23 protein-coding genes are annotated in these 24882 nt (G+C 63.3%); 17 read left to right on the top strand and 6 right to left on the bottom strand.

Annotation, left to right across the window (positions count from 1 at the left end):
• Positions 1-8: 8 nt before the first annotated feature.
• The 16 genes from rsmH to NOX35_RS23000 all read left to right on the top strand — a co-directional run bounded on the left by rsmH (position 9) and on the right by NOX35_RS23000 (position 18580).
• Entirely contained in the window at positions 9-938 is a 930-nt protein-coding gene (gene rsmH, locus NOX35_RS23075; RefSeq protein WP_182284577.1) for a 16S rRNA (cytosine(1402)-N(4))-methyltransferase RsmH, read from the top strand.
• A 43-nt stretch (positions 939-981) separates the two neighbouring features.
• Positions 982-1263 (top strand): cell division protein FtsL, encoded by a 282-nt coding sequence (gene ftsL, locus NOX35_RS23070; RefSeq protein WP_182284576.1) that lies wholly within the window; start codon positions 982-984, stop codon positions 1261-1263.
• Positions 1260-3008, top strand: coding sequence for a penicillin-binding protein 2 (locus NOX35_RS23065; RefSeq protein ID WP_182284575.1), 1749 nt, complete (start codon positions 1260-1262; stop codon positions 3006-3008). The genes ftsL and NOX35_RS23065 overlap by 4 nt, the downstream gene beginning before the upstream one ends.
• Positions 3005-4510 carry a UDP-N-acetylmuramoyl-L-alanyl-D-glutamate--2,6-diaminopimelate ligase gene (locus tag NOX35_RS23060; RefSeq protein ID WP_256494848.1) on the top strand — a complete coding sequence of 502 codons (1506 nt, stop codon included), beginning with the start codon at positions 3005-3007 and terminating at the stop codon, positions 4508-4510. The genes NOX35_RS23065 and NOX35_RS23060 overlap by 4 nt, the downstream gene beginning before the upstream one ends.
• Positions 4507-5934 (top strand): UDP-N-acetylmuramoyl-tripeptide--D-alanyl-D-alanine ligase, encoded by a 1428-nt coding sequence (gene murF / locus NOX35_RS23055; protein ID WP_256494847.1) that lies wholly within the window; start codon positions 4507-4509, stop codon positions 5932-5934. The genes NOX35_RS23060 and murF overlap by 4 nt, the downstream gene beginning before the upstream one ends.
• Positions 5925-7103 (top strand): phospho-N-acetylmuramoyl-pentapeptide-transferase, encoded by a 1179-nt coding sequence (mraY, locus tag NOX35_RS23050; RefSeq protein WP_003068985.1) that lies wholly within the window; start codon positions 5925-5927, stop codon positions 7101-7103. Before murF ends, mraY begins: the two co-directional genes overlap by 10 nt.
• Positions 7104-7108: 5 nt before the next feature.
• Entirely contained in the window at positions 7109-9007 is a 1899-nt protein-coding gene (gene murD / locus NOX35_RS23045; RefSeq protein ID WP_256494846.1) for a UDP-N-acetylmuramoyl-L-alanine--D-glutamate ligase, read from the top strand.
• Complete coding sequence (gene ftsW, locus NOX35_RS23040) at positions 9004-10275, top strand: putative lipid II flippase FtsW (protein WP_182284571.1); 1272 nt, start codon at positions 9004-9006, stop codon at positions 10273-10275. Before murD ends, ftsW begins: the two co-directional genes overlap by 4 nt.
• Positions 10272-11357: an undecaprenyldiphospho-muramoylpentapeptide beta-N-acetylglucosaminyltransferase gene (gene murG, locus NOX35_RS23035; RefSeq protein ID WP_256494843.1), complete on the top strand. Its 1086-nt coding sequence runs from the start codon at positions 10272-10274 to the stop codon at positions 11355-11357. The genes ftsW and murG overlap by 4 nt, the downstream gene beginning before the upstream one ends.
• Positions 11354-12787, top strand: a complete 1434-nt coding sequence (murC, locus tag NOX35_RS23030) for a UDP-N-acetylmuramate--L-alanine ligase (protein WP_182284569.1) — start codon at positions 11354-11356, stop codon at positions 12785-12787. Before murG ends, murC begins: the two co-directional genes overlap by 4 nt.
• Positions 12784-13755 (top strand): D-alanine--D-alanine ligase, encoded by a 972-nt coding sequence (locus NOX35_RS23025; RefSeq protein ID WP_182284568.1) that lies wholly within the window; start codon positions 12784-12786, stop codon positions 13753-13755. Before murC ends, NOX35_RS23025 begins: the two co-directional genes overlap by 4 nt.
• Positions 13752-14561, top strand: a complete 810-nt coding sequence (locus NOX35_RS23020) for a cell division protein FtsQ/DivIB (RefSeq protein WP_256494842.1) — start codon at positions 13752-13754, stop codon at positions 14559-14561. The genes NOX35_RS23025 and NOX35_RS23020 overlap by 4 nt, the downstream gene beginning before the upstream one ends.
• 72 nt (positions 14562-14633) lie before the next feature.
• Complete coding sequence (gene ftsA / locus NOX35_RS23015; RefSeq protein WP_003051293.1) at positions 14634-15863, top strand: cell division protein FtsA; 1230 nt, start codon at positions 14634-14636, stop codon at positions 15861-15863.
• Between the two features lie 146 nt (positions 15864-16009).
• Entirely contained in the window at positions 16010-17203 is a 1194-nt protein-coding gene (gene ftsZ, locus NOX35_RS23010; RefSeq protein WP_003051295.1) for a cell division protein FtsZ, read from the top strand.
• 270 nt (positions 17204-17473) lie between these two features.
• Positions 17474-18397: a UDP-3-O-acyl-N-acetylglucosamine deacetylase gene (lpxC, locus tag NOX35_RS23005; RefSeq protein WP_182284566.1), complete on the top strand. Its 924-nt coding sequence runs from the start codon at positions 17474-17476 to the stop codon at positions 18395-18397.
• Between the two features lie 6 nt (positions 18398-18403).
• The gene (locus NOX35_RS23000; RefSeq protein WP_182284565.1) at positions 18404-18580 is read left to right on the top strand and encodes a hypothetical protein; all 177 of its coding nucleotides are present in this window, start codon (positions 18404-18406) and stop codon (positions 18578-18580) included.
• Positions 18581-18583: 3 nt separating this feature from the next.
• Here the strand turns inward: NOX35_RS23000 and NOX35_RS22995 are convergent, their stop codons facing one another.
• Entirely contained in the window at positions 18584-18784 is a 201-nt protein-coding gene (locus NOX35_RS22995) for a hypothetical protein (protein WP_182284564.1), read from the bottom strand.
• Between NOX35_RS22995 and NOX35_RS22990 the strand changes: the two genes are divergently transcribed.
• A complete protein-coding gene (locus NOX35_RS22990; protein WP_182284563.1) occupies positions 18783-19211 on the top strand; it encodes an RcnB family protein in 429 nt (142 codons plus the stop codon). The genes NOX35_RS22995 and NOX35_RS22990 overlap by 2 nt on opposite strands.
• A 173-nt stretch (positions 19212-19384) precedes the next feature.
• Here NOX35_RS22990 and ruvC read toward each other — a convergent pair whose 3' ends face one another.
• The 5 genes from ruvC to NOX35_RS22965 form a co-directional block, all read right to left on the bottom strand.
• Positions 19385-19933: a crossover junction endodeoxyribonuclease RuvC gene (gene ruvC / locus NOX35_RS22985; protein ID WP_182284562.1), complete on the bottom strand. Its 549-nt coding sequence runs from the start codon at positions 19931-19933 to the stop codon at positions 19385-19387.
• A 123-nt stretch (positions 19934-20056) separates the two neighbouring features.
• Complete coding sequence (gene mtgA, locus NOX35_RS22980) at positions 20057-20785, bottom strand: monofunctional biosynthetic peptidoglycan transglycosylase (protein WP_256494840.1); 729 nt, start codon at positions 20783-20785, stop codon at positions 20057-20059.
• Between the two features lie 14 nt (positions 20786-20799).
• A complete protein-coding gene (gene aroE / locus NOX35_RS22975; protein WP_256494839.1) occupies positions 20800-21666 on the bottom strand; it encodes a shikimate dehydrogenase in 867 nt (288 codons plus the stop codon).
• Between the two features lie 181 nt (positions 21667-21847).
• The gene (locus tag NOX35_RS22970) at positions 21848-22708 is read right to left on the bottom strand and encodes an energy transducer TonB (protein ID WP_256494837.1); all 861 of its coding nucleotides are present in this window, start codon (positions 22706-22708) and stop codon (positions 21848-21850) included.
• 29 nt (positions 22709-22737) lie between these two features.
• Positions 22738-24807 carry a ribonuclease catalytic domain-containing protein gene (locus NOX35_RS22965; RefSeq protein WP_256494836.1) on the bottom strand — a complete coding sequence of 690 codons (2070 nt, stop codon included), beginning with the start codon at positions 24805-24807 and terminating at the stop codon, positions 22738-22740.
• Between the last annotated feature and the right edge of the window lie 75 nt (positions 24808-24882).

Here is a 24882-nt window from a genome sequence, read left to right as displayed (position 1 = left end):
AAGTGCTTGTGAATCAGCCGTTGCAACATATCACCGTCTTGCTGGATGAGGCCGTGGACGCCCTGCTGGGTGGTGCCGCCGAGCCGCCCGCCGGCCAGTGGGTCGATGCGACGTTCGGTCGAGGCGGTCATTCCCGGCTCATTTTGCAAAGGCTGGGGCCGGAGGGGCGCTTGATCGCGTTCGACAAAGACCCGGACGCAATTGCTGAGGCGGCGCGCATCACCGATGCGCGTTTTTCGATTCGGCATGAAGGATTTCGCCATCTGGGCGAACTGCCCGAAGGCAGTGTGCAGGGCGTGTTGATGGACCTGGGGGTGAGCTCGCCCCAGATCGACAACCCGGACCGGGGCTTCAGCTTCCGCTTTGATGGCCCCCTCGACATGCGCATGGACACCACGCGTGGTCAGAGCGTGGCCGAGTGGCTCGAAGACGCGGAAGTGCAGCAGATTGCGGAGGTGATACGTGACTACGGCGAAGAACGGTTTGCTGGCCCCATTGCAAAGGCGATTGTTGCTCGGCGCGAAAGCCAGGGCCCATTACGCACCACTGCCGAGCTGGCCCAACTCGTGGCTGGCGCGGTCAAGACCCGCGAGGCTGGGCAGAACCCGGCAACACGGACCTTCCAGGCTCTTCGGATTTTCATCAATGCCGAACTTCAGGAGCTTGAGCAAGCGCTAGAAGCCAGTCTGCGCGTGCTGGCCCCCGGCGGCCGTCTGGCCGTGATCAGCTTCCATTCGCTGGAAGATCGCATCGTCAAGCAGTTCATTGCCAAGCATTCCAAGGAGGTCTACGACCGCCGTGCACCGTTTGCGCCTCCCACGCCCATGCGTCTGAAGGCGCTGGAGCGCATCAAGCCCAGTGCTGCCGAGGTGGATGCCAATCCCCGTTCGCGTTCCGCCGTGATGCGCGTCGCCGAGCGCACCGAGGTGCCTGCATGATGCATCGCCATGCCGCTCTGCGCATGGCTGCGGGAGGGCTGCCATGCTGCGCATAAACCTGCTGCTGCTGCTGGCGGTCATGACCAGCGCCATTTTTCTGGTGCATACCCAGTATGAGTCGCGTCGCCTGTTCACCGAGCTGGACCGCGCCGAGGCAGAGGCGCGTCGGCTGGCGACCGATCAGCTGCGCTTGCAGGTAGAAAAGCGTGCTCAGGCCACGCCTCAGCGCATCGAGACCGTGGCGCGAGAAAAGCTGCAGATGAAGCCGGCATCCCCCGCAATCACCCAGTACGTGCAGGAGACTGCAGCGGGAGCGGCGCGATGACACGCAGCGTGCTCTACACCACCAGCCCTTTGCTGGCCTCCAAGACGCCGCTGTGGCGCAGCAAGTTCATTGTGGCTGCGCTGGCGCTGGGTTTTGTGGGCCTGGGTGCGCGTGCTGCCTATGTGCAGGTCTTCGGCAACGACTTCTTCAAGCGTCAGGGTTTGGTGCGCTTTGCGCGTACTCTGGAGCTGCCGGCCAACCGGGGCCGTTTGCTGGATCGCAACGGCCTGATCCTTGCCTCCAGCGTGCCGGCGGCCAGCATCTGGGCTATTCCCGAGGACGTGGATCTGAAGGATCCTGAAGTCCAGCAGAAGCTCAAGGAAGTGGCGCGCCTCATGGACATGCCGCTGCGCTCCCTGATGGAGAAGCTGGATGTCGAGGACAAGACCTTTGTCTGGGTCAAGCGTCAGCTGGACTGGGATGTAGGCCAGAAGATCGTGGCGCTCAATATCAAGGGCATCTACAACCGCAAGGAATACAAGCGCCAGTATCCCGAAGGGGAGTCGGCGGCGCATATCGTGGGCTTCACCAATGTGGAAGACCATGGTCAGGAAGGCATGGAACTGGCCTTTGACAAGGAGCTGGCCGGAAAGCCCGGTTCGCGTCGCGTGATCAAGGACCGCCTGGGCCGTGTGGTCGAAGGCGTGGGCGAGGAAGTGCCGCCGCAGGACGGCCAGGACATTCAGCTGTCCATCGACAGCAAGGTTCAGTACTACGCCTACCAGAAGCTCAAGCAGCAGGTGGAGTCGCAAAAAGCCAAGGCCGGCAGCGTGGTGGTGATGGATGCGCACACCGGCGAGCTGCTGGCCCTGGCGAACTATCCCAGCTATGACCCTGGCCATCGCAAGAACCTGACGGGCGAGCAGCTGCGCAATCGCGCGCTGACCGACACCTTCGAGCCCGGCTCGACCATGAAGCCCATCACCATTGCCACGGCACTGGAGCTCAAGCGCGTCAAGCCGTCCACCATCATCGATACCGCACCTGGCCGCTATACGGTGACGGGCTCCACGATCACCGACACGCACAACTACGGCGCGCTGACGGTGGAGGGCGTGATCCAGAAGTCCAGCAACGTGGGCGCGACCAAGGTCGCGCAAAGGCTCTCGCCCCAGGAGATGTGGGAGTACTTCAGTGCTCTGGGCTTTGGCCAGAAACCGCAGATTCAATTCCCGGGCGCGGTCTCGGGTCGTCTGCGTGCCTGGAAGACCTGGAAGCCCATCGAGCAGGCCACCATGTCCTATGGCTATGGCCTGTCGGCCTCGCTGTTCCAGATGGCGCGCTCCTACACCGTGTTCTCCAACGAGGGCAATGTCATTCCCTCGACGATTCTGAAAACGAACGAGCCTCCCGTGGGCGTGCGCGTGATCTCCAAGGAAAACGCAGAGGCGGTGCTGCACATGTTGCGCCTGGCCGCAGGCCCTGGTGGTACCGGCCAGAAGGCCCAGGCCGAGGGCTACACCATCGGCGGAAAATCGGGCACTGCCCGCAAGCAGGTGGGCAAGAGCTATGCCGCAGGCAAGTACCGCGCCTGGTTCACGGGCATCGCTCCCATCGACAAGCCGCGCATCATTGTGGCCGTGATGGTGGACGAGCCTACGGCCGGTTCCTACTACGGCGGCACGGTGGCCGGCCCCGTGTTTGCGGACGTGGTCCAGCAGACATTGCGTTTCATGGGCGTTCAGCCCGACAAGGAAGTCAAGCCTCAGATCGTGGCTGCACCCGCTGAGGAGCCTGTGCTATGAGCACCCAGATTCAAATCCTGAACAATGCAGCCGAGGCCGTTGCCTGGCTGCGCAGCCGTGTGCAGGGTGACCTGCAGACCGATAGCCGCAAGGTCAAGGCAGGCGATGCTTTTGTCGCCTGGCCCGGAGCAGCCGCTGACGGCCGAGCCTACGTGGGCAAGGCTCTGGAGCAGGGAGCTGCCGCCGTGCTGGTGGAGGCCGAAGGCTTGCAGGCCTTTGACCTGAGCGGCGACCGTATTGCCGCTCTCAAGGATCTGAAGGCCGCGACGGGACTGATTGCCGACCAATGGTTTGCTCATCCCAGTGGCGAGCTCGACGTGCTGGCCGTGACCGGCACCAATGGCAAGACCACCACAGCCTGGTGGCTGGCCCATGCGCTGGCCAAGGTGACGCTCAAGGCTCGCACCGGCTGTGCGCTGGTGGGCACCCTGGGCGTGGGCGTACCGCCTGCGCTGGAGTCTACGGGCATGACCACGCCGGACCCGGTGCTGCTGCAGCGCGTGTTCCGCAGCTACGCCGACCAGGGCCTCGCGGCCTGCGCCATCGAGGCATCGTCCATCGGCATCGTCGAGCACCGTCTGGATGGCAGCAAGATTCGCGTGGCTCTGTTCACCAATTTCACCCAGGACCACCTGGACTACCACGGCAGCATGGAGGCCTACTGGCAGGCCAAGGCCCAGCTGTTCGACTGGCCCGGCCTGCCGGCGGCCGTGGTCAATATCGATGACGCACACGGCGCCAGGCTCTGGGCCAGGCTGCAAGGCCGCGCAATGGATGTGTGGAGCGTCTCCATCCAGGGGCCGGCACGCCTGCAGGCCAAGGACATCGGTCTGGGCGACGAGGGCCTGAGCTTTACCGTGCTGGAAGCCGGTCACAGCCTGCGCATGAATACGCGTCTGGTCGGTCAGTACAACGTCTCCAATCTGCTGGGGGTACTGGCCGCCCTGCGTTGCCTGGGCCTGACGCTGGAAGAGGCTGTGGCTGCCTGCGCCCATCTGGAGCCTGTGCCGGGTCGCATGCAGCAGATCGTCAAGCCCGGCCAGCCTCTGGTGGCCGTGGACTATGCCCACACACCCGATGCGCTGGAGAAAGCCCTGCGCGCCTTGCGGCCTGCGGCGCGCCAGCGTCAGGGCAAGCTGTGGTGCGTGTTCGGCTGCGGCGGCGACAGGGACAACAGCAAGCGCCCGTTGATGGGCCAGGCCGCCCAGGTGCATGCCGACAGCGTTTTCGTCACCAGCGACAACCCGCGCAGTGAAGTGCCCGAAAGCATCATCGACCAGATTCTGGCCGGCATGCAGGCGGGCGAGACATTGCATGTTCAGGCCGACCGCGCGGCGGCCATTGCCCAAGCCATTGCCCGTGCCGATGCGCGCGATGTGGTGCTGATTGCCGGCAAGGGACATGAGGACTATCAGGAGACGAAGGGCGTGCGCCATCCGTTCTCCGACATGGCTGAGGCGCAGAAGGCGCTCGCAGCCCGCGAAGGAAAGATCCGGTCATGATGACCCTGGCAAAAGCGCTGGAGCTGATCCAGACGCATATCCCCCAAGCCCGCCTGGTCGGCAACGGCCAGCTTGAACTGGCACGCGTGCACACCGACACGCGTACGCTGCAGGATGGGGACTTGTTCGTGGCCCTGAAGGGCGAGCGTTTTGACGCCCATGATTTTCTGCCTCAGGCGCAGACCGCCGGTGCCGTTGCTGCCATTGCCAGCCATGGGCTGGAGGCTGCAGGCATGGCCGGCATCGAAGTGCCGGATACGCTGCTGGCGCTGGGCGCGCTGGCGCGGGCCTGGCGCGCGCAGTTCGATCTGCCACTGATTGCCGTGACCGGCAGCAATGGCAAGACCACGGTCACGCAGATGATCGCGTCCATCCTGCGCGCGCATGTGGGCGGGCAGGGCGAGGCAGCGCTGGCCACGCGTGGCAATTTCAACAACTCCATCGGCATGCCGCTGAACCTGTTGCGCATGACGGGCGCGCATCGCATTGCGGTGCTGGAGATGGGCATGAACCACCCCGGCGAGATTGCCGAGCTGGCTGCCATCGGCCAGCCCACGGTGGCTCTGGTCAACAACGCTCAGCGCGAACACCAGGAATTCATGGGTACGGTGGAAGCCGTGGCGCGTGAAAACGGTTCGGTGCTGCGCTTTCTGCCCAAGGACGGCGTGGCCATCTTCCCAGCTGGAGATGAATACACGCCGCTGTGGACCGAGCTGAGCGCCGGTCGCCCCTGCCTGATGTTTGGCGAGGCGGTTGCCGGTGCCCAGGTTTTTGCTGGCGATGTGGTCTGGGCCGACGGCGCCTGGAGTTTTGCGCTGAACACCCCGCAAGGCGTGGCTGCCGTGCAGCTGCATATTGCCGGCCGCCACAATGTGCGCAATGCACTGGCTGCAGCTGCCTGCGCCCATGCCGCCGGCGTGCCTTTGCTTGCCATTGCACAGGGGCTTTCCGGCTTCGAGCCTGTGACGGGTCGCTCGCGCGCACTGGCTGTGCAGATCAATGGTCAAGGCGTTACGGTGGTCGATGACAGCTATAACGCCAACCCCGACTCGGTTGCTGCCGCCATTGAGGTGCTGGCCGAGCTGCCCGCGCCGCAGTTGCTGGTGCTGGGCGACATGGGGGAGGTCGGCGATAGCGGCCCGCAATTCCATGCTGAGGCCGGTGCGCTGGCGCAGCAGGCAGGTATTGCCCATTTCTTTGCTCTGGGTGACCAGAGCGCGTTTGCGGCCTCTGCCTTTGGCAGTGGCGCTAGGCATTTTGATAGCATGGCCGCCCTTCAGCAGGCGGTGTGCGCAGTTTTACCCAAGGTAGGTAGCGTGTTGGTCAAGGGTTCGCGGTTCATGAAGATGGAGCAAGTGGTGCAGAGCATTGAGGCCTGCGCAGACAAGAAGCAGGGCAACTGCGAGGAGGCCGCATGCTGCTGATGCTTGCTCAATGGCTGCAGGGAATCTCGCCGGAGTTCGGCTTCCTGCGCGTCTTCCAGTATCTGACTCTGCGTGCCGTGCTGGCCGCCGTCACCGCCTTGCTGATCGGTCTGTGGATCGGCCCAAAGGCCATCCGCATGCTGACCGCACTCAAGATCGGCCAGCCCGTGCGTGGCTATGCGATGGAGACCCATCTGGTCAAGAGCGGCACGCCGACCATGGGTGGGGTGCTGATTCTGTTCTCGATTGCCGTGTCCACCTTGCTGTGGTTTGACCTGTCCAACCGCTTTGTCTGGATTGTGCTGCTGGTCACGCTGGGCTTTGGTGCGATTGGCTGGGTGGACGACTGGCGCAAGGTCGTCAACAAGGACCCCGAGGGCATGCGCTCGGGCGAGAAGTATTTCTGGCAGTCCGTCATCGGTCTGCTGGCCGCCCTGTATCTGGTGTTCTGCATCTCGGAGAACAGCAATGCCGAGGTGTTTGCGCTGTTCGTCTCCTGGGTGCAGTCGGGCTTTTCCATGGACCTGCCGCCCAAGGCCGGCCTGATGGTGCCCTTCTTCAAGGAAGTCAGCTATCCGCTGGGCGTGCTGGGCTTCATCGTCATGACCTATCTGGTCATCGTGGGCGCCAGCAATGCCGTGAACCTGACCGACGGCCTCGACGGTCTGGCCATCATGCCCGTCATCATGGTGGGCACAGCCCTGGGCATCTTCGCCTATGTGACCGGCAACGCCACCTATGCGCGCTATCTGCTCTTTCCCAGCATCCCCGGCACGGGTGAGCTGATGGTGTTCTGCGGCGCCATGGCGGGCGCCGGTCTGGCCTTTCTCTGGTTCAACGCACACCCCGCCCAGGTCTTCATGGGCGATGTGGGTGCGCTGGCGCTGGGCGCTGCTCTGGGCACGATTGCCGTGATCGTGCGCCAGGAAATCGTGCTGGCCGTGATGGGCGGCATCTTTGTGGCGGAAGCCATCTCGGTGATGCTGCAGGTGACTTACTTCAAGTACACCAAGAAGCGCTATGGAGAGGGCCGCCGCCTGCTGAAGATGGCGCCGCTGCACCACCACTTTGAAAAGAGCGGCTGGAAGGAGACCCAGGTCGTGATCCGCTTCTGGATCATCACCATGCTGCTGTGCCTGCTGGGCCTGTCCACCCTGAAGCTGAGGTAATCGCCATGCAAGACGAAGACCTCAAGCTCGACGATCAAGCTCTGCTGCAGGAGGAGAGTGCTATGCAAATGCAAGCGTCTTCCGCAGAGCTGCAAAGTCTTGTGGACGAAAACTTGGTTGAAGTGATTCAGGAGCAAGTGCAAGCAGCTCCTGAAATGGAAGCGCCTGTCATCATCGCCAAGACGCTGGATGCAGAGCCGGTGCCCGATATCTCCACCTTGACGGCAGCCAGGGATGCGGCCGCCTTTGTGGCACAGATCTTTGCCGACCCCAGCATCTCCGATGCCGCCGACGCCGAAGTGACTGCCGCCGAGCCGCAGCCCGAAGCCGAGCAGCACGAGGCGGTGGAGCTGCCGCCTGTCCCCGTGCATTGGCCGCAAGGCGCGGCCCAGCACCTGCAGGGTCAGCGCGTGCTGATTCTGGGTCTGGGCATCTCGGGCATAGCGATGGCCCGCTGGTGCGTGCGTGCCGGTGCCGAGGTCACGGTGGCCGACACGCGTGAAGCCCCTCCCTATCTGTCTGCGCTGCAGACCGAGCTGCCCGGCGCGCGCTTTGTCGCCGGCGCATTCACGGCGGCTCTGGTCGACGGCCAGAGCCTGAGCTCCGTCTATCGTTCGCCGGGTCTGAGCCCGGCCAGCGTGGCGCCGGTCTTCAATGCCGCGCGCAGTATCGGCCTGCCCACGGGCGGCGAACTGGATCTGTTTGCCCTTGCGCTCAAGGGCCTGCGCGAAGCCCATGGCTATGCGCCCAAGGTGCTGGGCATCACCGGCACCAATGGCAAGACCACGGTCACCTCGCTGACCGGTCAGCTGCTGGAGCATGCGGGCTTGAGCGTGGGCGTGGCCGGCAATATCGGTCCCACGCTGCTCGATACCCTGTCCGGGCGCATCGATGCCGAGACTCTGCCCCAGGCCTGGGTGCTGGAGCTCTCCAGCTTTCAGCTCGACGACTGCCACGGCTTCGAGCCTACGGCAGCCACGGTGCTCAATATCACCCAGGACCATCTGGACTGGCATGGCGGCATGCAGGCCTATGCCGATGCCAAGGCCCATGTCTTCGGCGAGCAGGCTCTGATGGTGCTCAACCGCGAAGATCCCGTCGTCATGGCCATGCTGCCCGCGCCCGTGGCGGTGCCCGGCAAGCGCGGCAAGACTTTTCAGCGCGCCCATGTCACCTTTGGCGGCGACATGCCGCGCCACCCAGGTGACTTCGGTCTGGAAGTGGTCAACGGCATGACCTGGCTGGTGCGCGCCCACGAGGCCGACGAAACCAGCAAGGGCAAGAACGCAGACGATCTGCACATCGTGCGCCTGATGCCTGCCGATGCGCTGCGCATCCGCGGCCGCCACAACGCCATCAATGCGCTGTCGGCCCTGGCGCTGGCGACCGGCGCGGGATGCACGCTTGCTCCGCTGCTCTACGGCCTGCGCGAATACCGGGGCGAGCCGCACCGCGTGCAGCCCGTGGGTCGGGTGGGCGATGTCGAGTACTTCGACGACAGCAAGGGCACGAATGTGGGCGCCACCGTGGCCGCCCTCATGGGCCTGGGGCCGGACCACCGCATCGTGGTGATTCTGGGCGGTCTGGGCAAGGGCCAGGACTTCACGCCGCTGGCCGCCCCCGTTTCGCGCTATGTGCGCGCGGCCGTGCTGATCGGCCAGGACGCGCCGCTGATTCGCGAGGCGCTTGGCGACACCGGCGTGGCCCTGGTCGATGCTGCAAGCATGCAGGACGCCGTGCAGCAGGCCGCACGCCTGGCCCATGCCAATGATGCCGTGCTGCTCTCGCCTGCCTGCGCGAGCATGGACATGTTCAAGGACTATGCGGACCGCGCCCACCAGTTTGTGGAAGCGGTGCGTGAGCTGGCGCTTGAAGCCGGCCAGCAACTGGAGGACGGCGCATGACAGCCGCCTTCCTGACCAGCCTCTCCAGCCGCATGCGCTCGTGGTTCCGCAGCGCAGAGGAACGGCCCATCGACGTGCTGCCTGTGCGCGTAGGCGGGCCGCTGTACGACCGTCCCACCCGCACTCCGGCCAGCGTACTGGGGCTGGATCAGGCATTGATCTGGGTCGTCATCGCCTTGCTGTCCTGGAGTCTGGTCATGGTGTATTCGGCATCGATTGCGATGCCCGACAACCCGCGCTTCGGCAAGATCGAGCCCTATCACTTTTTGCTGCGTCACACCATGTCGATAGGCATGGCCTTTGTGGCCGCGCTGCTGGCCTTCCAGGTGCCCATGAATGTCTGGGAGAAGGTGGCTCGCAAGCTGTTTCTGATCTCCATCGTGTTGCTGGTGGCGGTGCTGATCCCGCATGTGGGCACGGTGGTCAACGGCGCGCGGCGCTGGCTGTCGCTGGGCATCATGAACTTCCAGCCTTCCGAGCTGGCCAAGTTCTCCATCCTGATCTACGCGGCCGACTACATGGTGCGCAAGATGGAGGTCAAGGAGCGCTTCTTCCGCGCCGTGCTGCCCATGGGCCTGGCTGTGGTCGTGGTGGGCGTGCTACTGCTGGCCGAGCCAGACATGGGGGCCTTCATGGTGATCGTCGTGATCTCCATGGGCATTCTGTTCCTGGGTGGCGTGAATGCGCGCATGTTCTTCATCATCGCACTGCTGGTGGTGCTGGCCTTCGGCATGATCATCGCCACCTCGGAGTGGCGTCGTGAGCGTATTTTTGCCTACCTCGATCCCTGGGATGAGAAGCATGCGCTGGGCAAGGGCTACCAGCTCTCGCATGCGCTGATTGCCATCGGGCGGGGCGAGATCTTTGGCGTGGGCCTGGGTCGCAGCGTGGAAAAGCTGCACTGGCTGCCTGAGGCGCATACCGACTTTCTGCTGGCCGTGATCGGCGAGGAGTTTGGTCTGGTCGGCCTGCTGCTGATTGCTGCCGTCTTCTTCTGGCTGACCCGCCGCATCATGCTGATCGGCCGTCAGGCCATCGCGCTGGACCGTGTCTTTGCCGGGCTGGTGGCCGAGGGCGTGGCGATCTGGATGGGCTTCCAGGCCTTTATCAACATGGGCGTGAATCTGGGCGCCCTGCCAACCAAAGGCCTGACTCTGCCGTTGATGAGTTTTGGCGGTTCGGCCATTTTGATGAATTTGATTGCGATAGCTGTGGTGCTCCGAGTCGACTACGAAAACAAGCTGCTGATGAAGGGAGGCCACGCATGAGCCTGCTCATCAAGCCAAACAAGCCGCGCACGGCACTGGTGATGGCCGGTGGTACCGGCGGTCATATCTTCCCCGGTCTGGCCGTGGCACAGGAGCTGCGTGCGCGAGGCTGGAATGTGCACTGGCTGGGCGCGCCTAGCTCCATGGAGTCGCGCATCGTGCCGCCCCAGGGCTTTGCGCTGGAGCTGATCGAATTTGGCGGTGTGCGCGGCAAGGGACTCAAGACCCTGGTGCAACTGCCGTTCAAGCTGGCGAAGGCATTCGCGCAGGCGCGAGCCGTGATGAAGCGCGTGCGGCCCGATGTGGTCATCGGCCTGGGCGGTTACCTCACCGTGCCCGGTGGCCTGATGGCTGCGGCTTCGGGGGTGCCCGTGGTGCTGCACGAGCAGAACTCTGTGGCCGGCATGGCCAACAAGGTCGTGGCCAAGGTTGCCAAGCGAGTGTTCACGGCTTTCCCCAAGGTATTTGCCAAGGGCGAATGGGTGGGCAATCCGCTGCGTCAAGCGTTTCTGGAGCAGGCCGAGCCCGCCCAGCGCTTTGCCGGGCGCAGCGGCCCACTCAAGCTGCTGGTGGTGGGCGGCAGCCTGGGCGCCAGGGCGCTCAACGAGATCGTGCCCCAGGCTCTGGCCCTGATGCCTGCCGATCAGCGCCCCGTGGTGCTGCACCAAAGCGGTACGGCCCAGATCGATGCGCTGCGTGCCAACTATCAGGCTGCCGGCGTGCAGGCCGAGCTGACTCCTTTTATCGACGACACGGCCAAGGCTTTTGCGGATGCCGATCTCGTCGTCTGCCGTGCCGGTGCCAGCACCGTGACCGAGATCGCCGCCGTAGGGGCGGCAGCGGTCTATGTACCCTTCCCGGCTGCGGTGGATGACCACCAGACCAGCAATGCCCGCTTCCTGGTGGATGCCGGTGGCGGTTGGTTACAGCCGCAAAGTACTTTGAGCGCCCAAGGGTTGGCGGAAATGCTACAAAATATGCAGCGTGCGACGCTGTTGGAGCGCGCTGAACTCGCGAAGAAAATGCAAAAGACTGATGCCACCGCGAAGGTGGTCGCCGCTTGTGAGGAGTTGGCAGCATGAAACACGCCATTCATCACATTCACTTTGTCGGTATTGGCGGCGCCGGCATGAGCGGTATTGCAGAGGTTCTGCATAACCTGGGTTACGCCATTTCAGGCTCCGATCTGGCTGACAGCGCCACGCTGCGCCGCCTGGCCGGCCTGGGCATCAAGACCTTTGTCGGTCATGCGGCCGAGAACGTTGACGGCAGCGATGCCGTGGTGACATCCACGGCCGTGCAGGGCGACAACCCCGAGGTCCTGGCGGCCCGCCAGAAAAAGATTCCTGTGGTTCCCCGTGCCCTGATGCTGGCCGAGCTGATGCGCTTCAAGCAGGGCATCGCCATTGCCGGCGCGCACGGCAAGACCACCACCACCAGCCTGGTGACCAGCGTGCTGGCCGAGGCCGGTCTGGATCCCACCTTCGTGATCGGCGGCAAGCTCAACAGTGCCGGAGCGAATGCCAAGCTGGGCCAGGGCGACTACATCGTGGTCGAGGCAGACGAGTCCGATGCCTCTTTCCTGAACCTGCTGCCTGTGATGGCCGTCGTCACCAATATCGACGCCGATCACATGGAAACCTACGGCCATGACTTCGGCCGTCTCAAGCAGGCCTTTGTCGATTTCCTGCATCGCATGCCGTTTTACGGGCGTGCCATTCTCTGCGTCGACAGCCCTGCCGTGCGTGAGATCCTGCCCAAGCTGGCGCGCCCGGTCACGACCTACGGCTTTGCCGAAGATGCCCAGGTGCGCGCCGTGAACGTGCGTGCCGAAGCCGGTCGCATGCGCTTTACCGTGCGCCGCCAGAACGGCCAGAGCTACCCCGACCTGGAAGTCGTGCTGAGCCTGCCTGGCGAGCACAACGTGCTCAACGCCCTGTCTGCCGTAGCGGTGGCCATGGAACTCGAAATTTCCGACGAGGCGCTGCTGCGCGCCTTGGAAGGCTTCAAGGGGGTGGGACGGCGCTTCCAGCGCTATGGCGAACTGCCTGTTGCCAATGGCGGCACTTTCACCGTCATCGACGACTACGGCCATCACCCCGTGGAAATGGCTGCCACGCTGGCTGCGGCACGCGGCGCCTTCCCGGGCCAGCGCCTGGTGCTGGCCTTCCAGCCACACCGCTACAGCCGCACACGCGACTGTTTCGAGGACTTCGTGAAAGTCATCGGCAGTGCCGATTCCGTGCTGCTGGCCGAGGTCTATGCCGCAGGCGAGGCCCCCATCGTGGCTGCCGACGGTCGATCCCTGGCTCGCGCTTTGCGTGTGGCCGGCAAGGTCGAGCCTGTATTTGTGGAAAACATTGCCGATATGCCGGCAGCCATCGCTGCCAATGCGCAAGCGGGCGATGTATTGCTGTGCATGGGGGCCGGATCGATTGGCGCCGTGCCTGGGAAATTGGTTGAAATGCTTCAGAAACAAGAGCTGGCTGCGCCCGCAGGGAGCGCGCAATGAGCATGTTTGGTACAAATATCGACGTGAGGGCGCTGGGCAAGGTCGCCGTGCTCATGGGCGGTCGCTCGTCCGAACGTGAGGTCTCGCTCATGTCCGGCGCTGGTGTGCTGGCCGCATTGCTGTCCAAGGGTGTCGATGCCCACAAGTTCGACCCCGCCGAACAGGGGCTGGACCAGCTCAAGGTGCAAGGCTTTGACCGCTGCTTCATCGCGCTGCATGGCCGCTACGGCGAGGACGGCACGGTGCAGGGCGCGCTGGAGTTGCTGGACATTCCGTATACGGGTTCGGGCGTGATGGCTTCCAGCATCGCCATGGACAAGATCATGACCAAGCGCATCTGGCGCTTTGAAGGCCTGCCCACGCCGGACTGGCGCATGGTCGATTCGGCCGAAGCCACCCGTGACGCGTTGCAGGCCCTGGGCGCTCCCATGATCGTCAAGCCCGCACGCGACGGCTCCAGCATCGGCCTGACCAAGGTGATGAATGCAGACGAATGCGCCAAGGCCTACGAGCTGGCGGCCCAGTACGACGCAGAAGTGCTGTGCGAGCAGTTCATTGCCGGTGACGAGACCACCTGCCCCGTGCTGGGCACGGGAGCCAAGGCCGCTGCGCTGCCGGTGATCCGCATCGTGGCGCCCGAAGGCAACTACGACTACCAGAACAAGTACTTCACAGATACCACGCAGTACCACTGCCCTAGCGGCCTGCCGGCTGCCGAGGAGGCCGAGATCCAGCGCATTGTGGAGAAAGCCTTCCGTACGCTGGGCTGCCGTGGCTGGGCGCGTGCCGACATCATGATTCGCGCCAGCGACCGCAAGCCTTTCTTGCTGGAGATCAATACCTCTCCAGGCATGACGGGGCATTCTCTCGTCCCCATGGCTGCGCGCGCTTCCGGCGTGAGCTACGAAAACCTGTGCCTTGGCATCCTGGCCATGAGCACGCTGGATGGAGAAGCGGAGCTGCCATGAACCGCAACCACCCCACAGCCGTCGTCCCGTTCGACGTCAAGCTCATGAACATCACTGCCACGGTGATGTTCATGGGCTGCTTGACGGCGTGCGTGATGGCCGTGGGGTGGTGGTTGATGCGGACTCCGGCCTTCAATATCGGCCGCATCGTGGTGGAAGGCGAGCTGGTGCATAACAACGCCGTGACGCTGCGTGCCAATGTGGCGCCAGTGCTCAAAGGCAACTTCTTCACGATGGACCTGAAGGCGGCCCAGCACGCATTCGAGCAAGTGCCCTGGGTGCAGGAGGCGCAGGTGCGCCGCGAGTATCCGAACGGCTTGCGCGTTGCGCTCAAGGAGCATGTGGCCGAGGCCTTCTGGGGGGCTGAGACCGGTACCGGTCTGGTCAACAAGGCCGGTGAAGTGTTTGAAGCCAATCTGGGCGAACTGGACCGCGAAGGTCTGCCGCGTCTGCAAGGCCCCGAGGGCTCGGCCCCGCGTGTTCTGCAGATGTATCGAGCGCTGGAGCCGGCCTTGAAGCCGCTCGATGTGGCGCTGGACAGCCTGACTCTGGATGCGCGTGGCAGTTGGACGCTGGTGCTGGACAACGATGCGCTGCTGGAACTGGGCGGCGGCACCACCGAAGACATATTGCAGCGCGTGCAGCGCTTTGTGCGCACGCTGCCTCAGATCACCTCTCAATACAAGCGCTCGGCTGCGGCACTGGAGTCTGCAGACCTGCGTTACGAAGACGGCTATGCCTTGCGACTCAAGGGCGTGACCACTGGAACCTCCGCGCCGGCAACTGCTGCCAGGGCCAGACGATAAGCGGGAGCAGGGGAACAGACATGCAAGGCGCACACAAAGACAAGACAGAACCTACCGGGGGCGGAAGCTGATATGGCAAGAGAATACAAGGATGTGATTGTTGGGCTGGATATCGGCACGGCCAAGGTCATGGCGGTGGTGGCCGAGGTCATGTCCAATGGCGAGCTCAAGCTGGCAGGGCTGGGCGTAGCCCCCAGCAACGGCTTGAAGCGCGGCGTGGTCGTGAACATCGATGCGACCGTGCAAAGCATCCAGCAGGCGCTCAAAGAGGCCGAGCTGATGGCGGATTGCAAGATTCAGCGCGTGTGCACCGGCATTACGGGCAGCCATATCCGCGGTCTGAATTCCAGCGGCATGGTGGCCATCAAGGACAAGGAAGTCTCGTCCACCGATATGGCCCGCGTGATGGAAACCGCCAAGGCCATCAATATCTCGTCCGACCAGCGCCTGCTGCTGGTCGAGGCGCAGGAGTTCGTCATTGACGGCCACGAGGTGCGCGAGCCCATCGGCATGAGCGGCATTCGCCTTGAAGCGAAGATCCATATCGTGACCGGCGCCCAGAGCGCGGCCGAGAACATCATCAAATGCGTGCGCCGCTGCGGCCTGGAAGTCGAGCAACTGCTGCTCAACCCGCTGGCGTCGGCCCAGGCTGTGCTGACCGACGACGAGCGCGAGCTGGGCGTGGCCGTGGTGGATATCGGTGCGGGCGCAACCGATGTTGCCATCTTCACCGGCGGTGCGATTCGCCACACGGCCGTGATCCCGATTGCCGGTGACCTGATCACCAGCGACATCGCCATGGCCCTGCGCACTCCTACCAAGGATGCCGAGGACATCAAGGTCGAGAGCGGCTACGCCAAGCAATTGCTGGCAGATCCCGATGCCCAGGTCGAAGTGCCGGGCCTGGGCGACCGCAGCCCGCGCATGATCAGCAAGCAGGCCCTGGCCGGTGTGATCGAGCCCCGCGTGGAAGAGATCTTCTCGCTGGTGCAGCAGGTCATCCGCGAATCGGGCTACGAAGAAGTACTGTCCTCGGGCATCGTGCTCACTGGCGGCAGCGCCGTCATGCCTGGAATGATCGAGCTGGGCGAAGACATCTTCCTCAAGCCCGTGCGTCGCGGGCTTCCCAAATATTCCGGTGCGCTGGCCGACATGGTCGCCCAGCCCCGTGCCGCCACGGTGATGGGCCTGCTCGATGAAGCACGCCTGGCACGTCTGCGTGGCTACAAGGTGGCCCAGAAGAGCGGTTCCATGAAGACTGCTTTTGGCCGGTTCAAAGACTTCATCGTGGGGAACTTCTGATATGAGCGCTTATCGCATGTTCATCACCGGACCACCACAGATGGATTTTTCGCGGTATCGACGACGAAGACCGCGAAGACCTCAAGAGTTCGAAATTTCTTTTCCACAGCAGCGACAAACCACCACTAGAGAACAGGAGCACCACCATGCCTATCGACATGATTGAAACCGAAGAATTCAACCAAGGCACGCAGATCAAGGTGATCGGCGTCGGCGGCGGCGGCGGCAACGCCGTCGACCACATGATTGAACGCAGCGTTCAGGGCGTCGAATTCATTACGGCCAATACTGATGCTCAAGCTCTGTTGCGCAGCCGCGCCCACCGCACCATCCATCTGGGTGGCAGCGGCCTGGGTGCCGGCAGCAAGCCCGACAAGGGCCGCGACGCTGCGGAAGCTGCTGTGGAAGATATTCGCGCTGCCATCGAAGGCGCGCACATGCTCTTCATTACGGCAGGCATGGGTGGTGGTACGGGTACCGGTGCATCGCCTGTGATCGCACGAGTGGCCAAGGAAATGGGCATTCTGACTGTGGGTGTGGTGACCAAGCCTTTCGAGTGGGAAGGCGGCCGCCGCATGCAGAACGCTGACGCCGGCCTGGCCGAGCTGGAAGCGAATGTGGACTCGCTGATCGTTGTGCTCAACGAAAAGCTGCTCGATGTGCTGGGCGACGATATCTCCCAGGACGAGGCTTTTGCCCATGCCAATGACGTTCTGAAGAACGCCGTGGGCGGCATTGCCGAAATCATCAACGAGTACGGCCATGTGAACGTCGACTTCGAAGACGTGCGCACTGTGATGGGTGAGCCCGGCAAGGCCATGATGGGCACGGCCAAGGCCGCCGGTCCTGATCGTGCCCGTATCGCTGCCGAGCAGGCCGTGGCCTGCCCGCTGCTGGAAGGCATTGATCTGTCCGGCGCCAAGGGCGTGCTGGTGCTGGTCACCGCAGCCAAGGGCAGCCTCAAGCTGTCCGAGTCGCGTCTGGCCATGTCTACCATCAACGCCTACGCGTCTCCCGATGCGCATGTGATCTATGGCGCTGCCTACGATGACTCGCTGGGCGACGAAATCCGTGTGACCGTGGTGGCCACCGGCCTGTCGCGTCCCAATGTGCGTCGCCAGAACATCCAGGTGGTGCAGGGCGGTCTGCGTACCGGTACCGACAACGTGGCCGTAGGTCTGCCTCCCCTGGGCGGCATGGAATACGGCACGGCCAACACCAATGTGCCCAGCGTCTGGCGTACCAACCGCACCCAGGCTTCGGAGCGTGTGAGCGCCCTGGCATCTGGCGGCATGGACGATGTGGAGATCCCTGCGTTCCTGCGCAAGCAGGCGGACTGACCGCCCGGCACCCCCTGAGCGGCTTTGCCGCTTCCTTCTCTCTGGCGCTTTGCGCCGGAGGGGGGCGACACCCTCGGTGCGGGGCGGCGGGGCCGTCCAGGTCCTTGCTCGGCATCTCTGAGTTGGTGCTCGCCAGTATTTGAGAGGTCAGCCGCAAAGGCCTTTGGTTCGTTAAGGACTGAAGGCCCATCGGTTCGCTGTATCGCAGCGATTAAGACAACCCTGGGTCGGCGTAAGCCGGCTCGGGGTTGTCCCATTTAAAATACCAGCATGCTTCAGCAACGTACCATCAAGACCATTTCCCGTGCCGTAGGCGTGGGCCTGCACAGCGGCCAGCGAGTCGAGCTGACGCTGCGCCCTGCCCAGCCTGATACCGGCATCGTGTTCCGTCGTGTGGACTTGCCCGAGCCTGTGGATATCCCCATTTCCGCCGAGGCCGTGACCGACACGCGCATGGCCTCGACCATCGGCAGCGGCGGTGCCAAGGTACATACGGTGGAGCACCTGATGTCGGCCATCGCCGGTCTGGGAATCGACAACCTCTATGTGGACATCACTGCCGAGGAGGTGCCGATTCTCGATGGTTCCTCGTCCTCGTTCGTGTTTCTGCTGCAAAGCGCCGGAATCGAGTTGCAGAAGGCTCCCAAGCGCTTCATCCGCATCAAGAGCCCGATCGAGGTACGCGAAGGCGAAGGCCAGAACCTCAAGTGGGCGCGCTTCGATCCCTACCACGGCTTCAAGCTGCGCTTCGAGATCGACTTCGCTCACCCCGCCGTGGATTCGACGGGGCAGTGCGTGGAGTTCGACATGGGCCTGGACAACTACACACGTGATATCGCCCGTGCGCGCACCTTCGGCTTCACCAAGGATGTGGAAATGCTGCGCAACAACGGCCTGGCATTGGGAGGCGGGCTGGACAACGCCATCGTCATGGACGACTACAAGGTCCTGAACAGCGACGGCCTGCGCTATGACGACGAGTTTGCCAAGCACAAGATCCTTGATGCGATCGGTGACCTGTATCTGATCGGCAAGCCCATTCTCGGTGCCTATAGCGCCTTTCGCTCGGGTCACGGCCTCAACAACAAGCTGCTGCGCTCCATGATTGCTCAGCCCGAGACCTGGGAGCTCGTGACCTTTGAGAGCGAGCGCCAGGCTCCCCAGGGCTTTGCCATGCCCGCCCAGGCCTGGTAGACCTCCATGCTGATCTTTCGCTGGCTGGCCACCTTGCTGATTCTGGCTTCGGCACTGAGCTTTGCCTTCTATCTGGGAACCGGCAAGGCGCACTACAAGCGCCTTGGTTTTTTGCTGTTCAAGTGGACGGTGATCGCCGGTCTCGCCTTTTTTGCCGTGATGTTTGTCGGGCGCATCCTCTGAGAGTTAATGAATATTGATAGCGGCTTGCCAAATCCGGCTCGGCGTTTCATAGGTTTCTGTTCTGTAAACAGCGCGCAAAAAGTGGTAAATCGGCAGTTGCTCACTTCTTGCGGTACCGAAATTGGGTAAAGATGGCTCTGCTGCGGCCGCCATGACTGGCCGCACACCTTGTTGACCGAAACGATTCGACAAAGGAGTACCCATGTCCCGTTTGACTACCCGCATTCTTTCTGCCTCCGTTGCCGCCTGCCTGGGCCTGGGCAGTCTGGCCGTCCAGGCGCAGCCCGGCCCACCGCCTGGTCGCGGCAATGGGCATGGAGCGCAGGACATGCGCCATGGCGGTCGCCATGATGATCGTGGCCGGCATGAGCAGCGCTATGACAGGCGTGATGACCGACGTGCCGATCATCACGACAATGGTCGCCGTGGCGGTGGTCCCGACCATAACTGGTACAAGGGCAGTCGCGTGCCGCCGCAATACCGCAGCCAGCACTATGTGGTGAATGACTGGCGCGGCCATCATCTGTCGGCACCGCCGCGTGGCTACCACTGGATTCAGAACGGCGGCGACTATCTGCTGGTTGCCATTGCCACAGGTGTGATCGCCTCCATGGTGCTGAGCGCCTATTAAGCAAATCAGACCATCAAAAAAGCCGTGACATGTCACGGCTTTTTTGTATCAGGCAGAGCTTTGAAACGGTGTGCGCTCCAACTCGAAGGCAGCGAGCAAGGGCCATCCTGCTGCGCAACTGCCGACCCCTTCCAAAGAGAGAAGGGAAAGCCGCGAAGCGGCTCAGGGCGAGCTCAATAGACCCGTCCGCTCCGGTACATGGCATGTTGCTTGCGGCGCAGATCGGTGGACTTGGCCATCAGTCCCATGGCGGCAGCCGCGTGGGCATGGGTGATGGCCAGTCCCAGCGCGTCGGCGGCATCGGTACCAGGCAGACCGGGCAGTTGCAGCAGCCGCTTGACCATTTCCTGAATCTGGCTCTTGGCTGCGCGGCCATGGCCTACCACGGCTTTTTTCATCTGCAGGGCGGTGTATTCGGAAACCGCGAGATTGGCGTTGACCAGGGCCGTCAGCGCCGCACCACGGGCCTGACCCAGCAGCAGCGTGGACTGGGGGTTGACGTTGACGAAGACGATTTCCACGGCAGCCACCTCGGGCTGGTAGCGCGAGGCGACTTCCGAGATGCCGTCGAACAGCACCTTGAGACGGCCCGGCAGGTCGCCGAGCTCCATCTTGTTGGTGCGTATGGTGCCGCTGGCCACATAGGACAGGCGCTGGCCTTCCATGTCGATGACGCCAAAGCCCGTGGTCTGCAGGCCAGGGTCGATTCCTAGAATTCGCATGGCTGTCGATTATCCACGTACAAAACCTTCACGTTCCATGCGGGTGGCAGCAAGCAAGAGCCGCCTCGCGGCGATGCTGCCTTCTGCTCGGGGGAAGGCGTGGGGCCGCCCAGGCGAAGCGCCTCAGGGAGGCGTCACCATCGGTATATAGCGTGCAATCGTGCGACTGCGCTGCACCAGATAGCGCGATTGCGGCATTTTCTCGAAGCGCTTGGGCGCCGGAAGCATGGCGGCAAGTCGCGCTGCCTCCGCAGCATTGAGCTGGGTGGCACTCTTGCGGAAGTAATGCCGGGCGGCGGCCTCGGCGCCGAATACGCCCTGGCCCCATTCCACATTGTTGAGGTAGATCTCCAGAATGCGCTGCTTGCTCAGCATCAGCTCCAGCAATTGCGCCAGCACCAGCTCCTGGCCCTTGCGCAGAAAATTGCGTTCGCCCGACAGCAGCAGGTTCTTGGCCAGCTGCTGGGTGATGGTGGAGCCACCATAGACCTTGGCGGGCTTGCTGTTGCTTCCGGCTTTTTCTGCCTGCATGGCCCTGGCCTCGGCTTTGGCGTTGCGCTGCCAGGCCCTCTGAACGGCATCCCATTCCACGCCGTGGTGGTCCATGAAGCCGGCATCTTCGGAGGCAATCACCGCGCGCTTGAGGTGGCTGGAGATCTGGCCGTAGTCCACCCATTGCTGGCGCCAGCGCAGGCCCTCGCTGCTGTGCGCAAGCTGCCAGGCTTCGGAGCGCTGATAGCTGGTGGACTCTGGATCCAACCAGGCCATGACTGCGATGCGTGCTGCAAAAAATAATTGCAGCAACAGCCCTGCGCAGAGCACAAGCAACAGCAGTCGGCCAAGAGCTTTCATGGTGCGTGGTGATTTCAATGTGCCGCTTCGGCTTGCAGCAAGGCACGCAACTCGGCCAGAACCTGCACAGACGGCGGACGCACGCCGCGCCACAAGGCAAAGGATTCAGCAGCCTGCTCCACCAGCATGCCCAGGCCATCACGCGCCAGCGCGCCGTGGCTGCTGGCCCAGTCCAGAAAATTCTGGGCGGCGGGGCCGTACATCATGTCGTATGCCAGACTGCGTGCGTGCAGCACGCTGGCGGGCGCGGGCACATCAGACCCAGCCAAACTGCTGGCCGTGGCGTTGATGACGATGTCGAAATTTTGGGTCAGATCGATCTCGAGCACTTGTCTTTCAAGTGCTAGCAGCTCTACTTTATGTAGCGTGGCAATGTCCGTATGCTGCTGGACCAGCGTTTGAGCCCTGGCATGAGTGCGGTTGACCACGACCAGGCGGCGGGGCTTTTGCTCCAGCATAGAGCCCAGGGCTCCAGCGGCGGCGCCACCCGCACCCAGCAGCAGCACATCGCGCCCGGCGATGGGCACACCGGCATTGCGGGTGATGTCGGCGACGATGCCCAGGCCATCGGTGTTGTCGGCATGAATGCCGTTGGCGCCGAATACCAGCGTATTGGCAGCACCAGCCAGCCGCACGCGCTCGCTGGTACTGGTGGCCAGCTCGGCCGCCTGCAGCTTGAAGGGAACGGTCACATTGCAGCCCTTGCCGCCGCGCGCGGCAAAGTCGCGCACAAAGTCGGCAAAGCCATCCAGCTGCACCAGGGCGCGGTCGTAGCTGAGGGGCTGGCCGGTCAGCTCGGCGAAGCGGGCATGAATCCAGGGGGAGCGGCTATGGGCAACGGGGTTGCCCATGACGCAGTAGGCATCAAGCGTATTGGTCATAAAAAGGCTGAAAGAAATCGCTGAGCAGAGTTGGATACGCGTTGGGACAGTGGCCTGTGAAACCGGCCAAGCCTAAGCCGAGGCAGATGCGCAAGGGCCGTCCCGCCGCGCTGGCTGCGTTCCCCGCCCGCAAGCGAAGCGATGCGAAAGCGGGGGAAGACGCCGAAGGCGGCACAGGGGGTCACCTTATGTCTGTTTCCAGTGTCTGCTCGCGCGTGAACCTGAAGCGCGAGACGACGGCAATCTGATCGGCCTTGGAGCGCATGGCCGGGCCGAAGTGGCCGTAGGGGCCGGCGGCGCGGGCGATGGCCTCGGCACGGGTATCGAGCATGCGGTTGCCCGAGCCCTGCACAACCTCGGTGGAAAGCACGCGGCCGTCATGGTTCACGGTCAGGATCATGACCAGCTCGCCATACAGCTTCTTGCCCTTGTGCTCGGGGAAATTTTCCGTGCCCTTGTCCTCCACCTTGCGGCGAAGCGCATCGTAGTAGACCGCATACACGGCCTCCTTGGTGGCGGGGCTGATATAGCGCTTCTTGGGGCGGGCGTTCTCTTCGTTGATGCGCTTTTCAATCTCGGCCAGCAGCTTGATGAGCTGCAAGCGCTTTTCTTCCTGTGCCTCCAGGGCCTTGTTGTCGGCGCTCAGCCGCGGGTCTATGGGGGGCAGCGCGGCCACTTGCTGGCGCAGTTGGGTCAGCAAGTGGTTCTGCTGCTCCTGCATGGCATCGAGCTGGCGCTGTTTTTCCTCGAAATCATCGCCCACTGTCGTCAGCGCCGAGTAGGGCATGGGACTGGTGGAGCGGCCCTGGTCGGCATCGCCGCCGCCAGCCAGCGAGGTCTGGGCAATGGCCTGGGCCTTGTCCGGCGTCTCGTTGGCGCGGGCGTTGACCAGGATCACTTCCAGCGGCGTGTCCTGAAACACGCGCTCGAAGCGTTCCGGGTCCACGAAGCGGATGGCCAGTAGCACGGCATGGATGGCGATGGAAACGCCTAGCGCCAGCTGCAGCGTACTCAGTCGTCGAAGAGAGGTGGGCAGTTTCACGGCAGCGTCAGGGCTATGAGGTGTGGAGGTCAGGACTTGGGCTGGTCTGCAGCGGGATCGGCTTCGTTCATGTCCACTGCAATGGAGATGGGGCCGGCCACGGTTTCTTCATCGTCCTCGCCGCTGTCCTCATCTTCGCTTTCGGCCTCGGCTCCTGCATCCAGGCGTTCGATCAGCGTCCCCGAGATGTCCAGCGAGATCTCGTCGATCTCGCCGAGCTTGACGCGAACATGGGCGCCGCGCGGCAGGTTCTGCGCACCCAGCACGGGCAGCACCAGAGGCAGATTGTCGGCGCGCACCAGGAAGGAACCGTTGGGGCCTTCCTTGAACACGCTGGCCGTCAGTTCGCTGATGCCGTTCTGCTCCAGATACTTGAGTGTCCAGAAACGCTCCATGCCGGCCTGATAGCCGTTGTAGGCGCTGTAGGCGCCGTCAAAGCTGCTGATAATGCCGAACAGCTCGGCGTCCTTGGGCTTGAAGGGCGCTGCAAGGGCAGCCGTCTTGCCATGGCGGGCGCAGGCAATGATCTGCCATTGATTGACAAGGTCCACATAGCGGCGCAGCGGCGAGGTGGCCCAGGAGTAGGCTTTCACGCCGATACCGGCATGCGGCAAGGCCTTGGTGCTCATGCGTACCTTGACGCCGGGTGCCAGGCTGGCCTGGCTGCGGTAGATGCCGGGCACACCGTGCTCGGCCAGCATCAGCCCCCAGGTGCTGTTGGCCACGATGGCGGCCTCGGCCACGATCAGGTCCAGCGGCGCGCCGCGCTTGCGCACGGTGATCTGCACCTGCTCGCTGCCGTTGGGCTCGGCGCCGTCGTTGCCGACGAGACGGAAGTTGTAGTCCGGGCGGTTGAAGTTCTCGGGCTTGCCGCGCACGACTTCGCGATTGGCCTTGAGGAACTTGGACCAGCGCTGCAAAAAGGTGAGCTCCTTGCGCTTTCCCAGCAAAGAATCGGGCGTGTTTTCAACTTCGATTGAGGAGTCCGTCAGCCATTCCTCGGTGACGATGTGATCGAGCTTGTCGTAGCGGAAGTTGACTTCCACTGGCACGCGCTCGAGACGGGTTTCGCTGGAGATGGTCTCCAGCGTCTCCTCGTTGATCTGCACATACAGAGAAACGGCGGGGTTGGAGCGGCCTTCGTCCAGCGTGTAGATATGCACCACGTCGTCGGGCAGCATGGTGATCTTGTAGCCGGGCATGTAGACGGTGGACAGGCGGGCGCGGCCCAGCTTGTCCAGCTCGCCGCCGGGCGTGATGGCCAGACCGGGAGCGGCAATGTGGATGCCCACGGTGACGGTGCCCGTGCCCAGGCCGGTGACGGACAGCGCATCGTCGATTTCGGTGGTGGCCGAGTCGTCGATGGAGAAGGCCTGTACATCGGCCACGGGCAGGTCGTCCGGTGGCTGGGGAGCCTGCACGGAGGGGAAGCCTGTGCCCTTGGGGAAGTTGTCGAACAGGAAGCGCTTCCAGTGGAACTGGTAGGACGAGTCGATGGCGCCAGCGCGGTGCAGCAGCTCCAGCGGGGCCAGCTTGGTGGCGCGGCTGGCGTCGACCACGGCCTTGTATTCGGGGGCGTTCTTGTCGGGCTTGAACAGAATCTTGTAGAGCTGCTCGCGGATCGCCTGCGGGCACTCGCCGCGGCCCAGTTCCTCGGCCCAGGCGTCGATCTGTGCCTGAATCTGCTTTTTCTTCTCGATGGCGGCAAGGGCTTGCTGCAGGATTTCTGCAGGGGCCTTCTTGAAGCGGCCCTTGCCCGCACGGCGGAAATAGTGCGGTGCGTCGTAGAGGCAGAACAGCGCACCGGCCTGCTGGGCCAGCGTCGCGGATTCTGAAAAATAGTCACGCGCCAGGTCGGCAAAGCCGAACTCTTCCTCGGGCGCAAACTCCCAGGCCAGATCCAGATCGATCTCGGCGGCCTGGGCCTGGCCCTGAGCGATCAACTCGGCAGGAGCCGGCTTCTCGAACTTGAGCAGGATATTGGCGGCCTTGACCTTGACCCGCTTGCCCGAGTCCAGCTCGACTTGGGCAGAGGATTCGGCTTCGGAGAGGATGCGCCCGGCCAGAAATTTGCCGGCTTCTTCAAACAGTGCGTGCATAACCGCGCATTTTCCCACGAGCCGAACATTCGGCGCTCAGAAGTGATTCAGTTCATGCTTGAGATCGGTCAATAT

Source organism: Comamonas sp. C11 (genome assembly GCF_024496285.1).
In the GTDB taxonomy this organism is placed as follows: Bacteria; Pseudomonadota; Gammaproteobacteria; order Burkholderiales; family Burkholderiaceae_C; genus Comamonas; species Comamonas testosteroni_F.
This window is presented reverse-complemented; position numbering and strand designations above follow the sequence as displayed.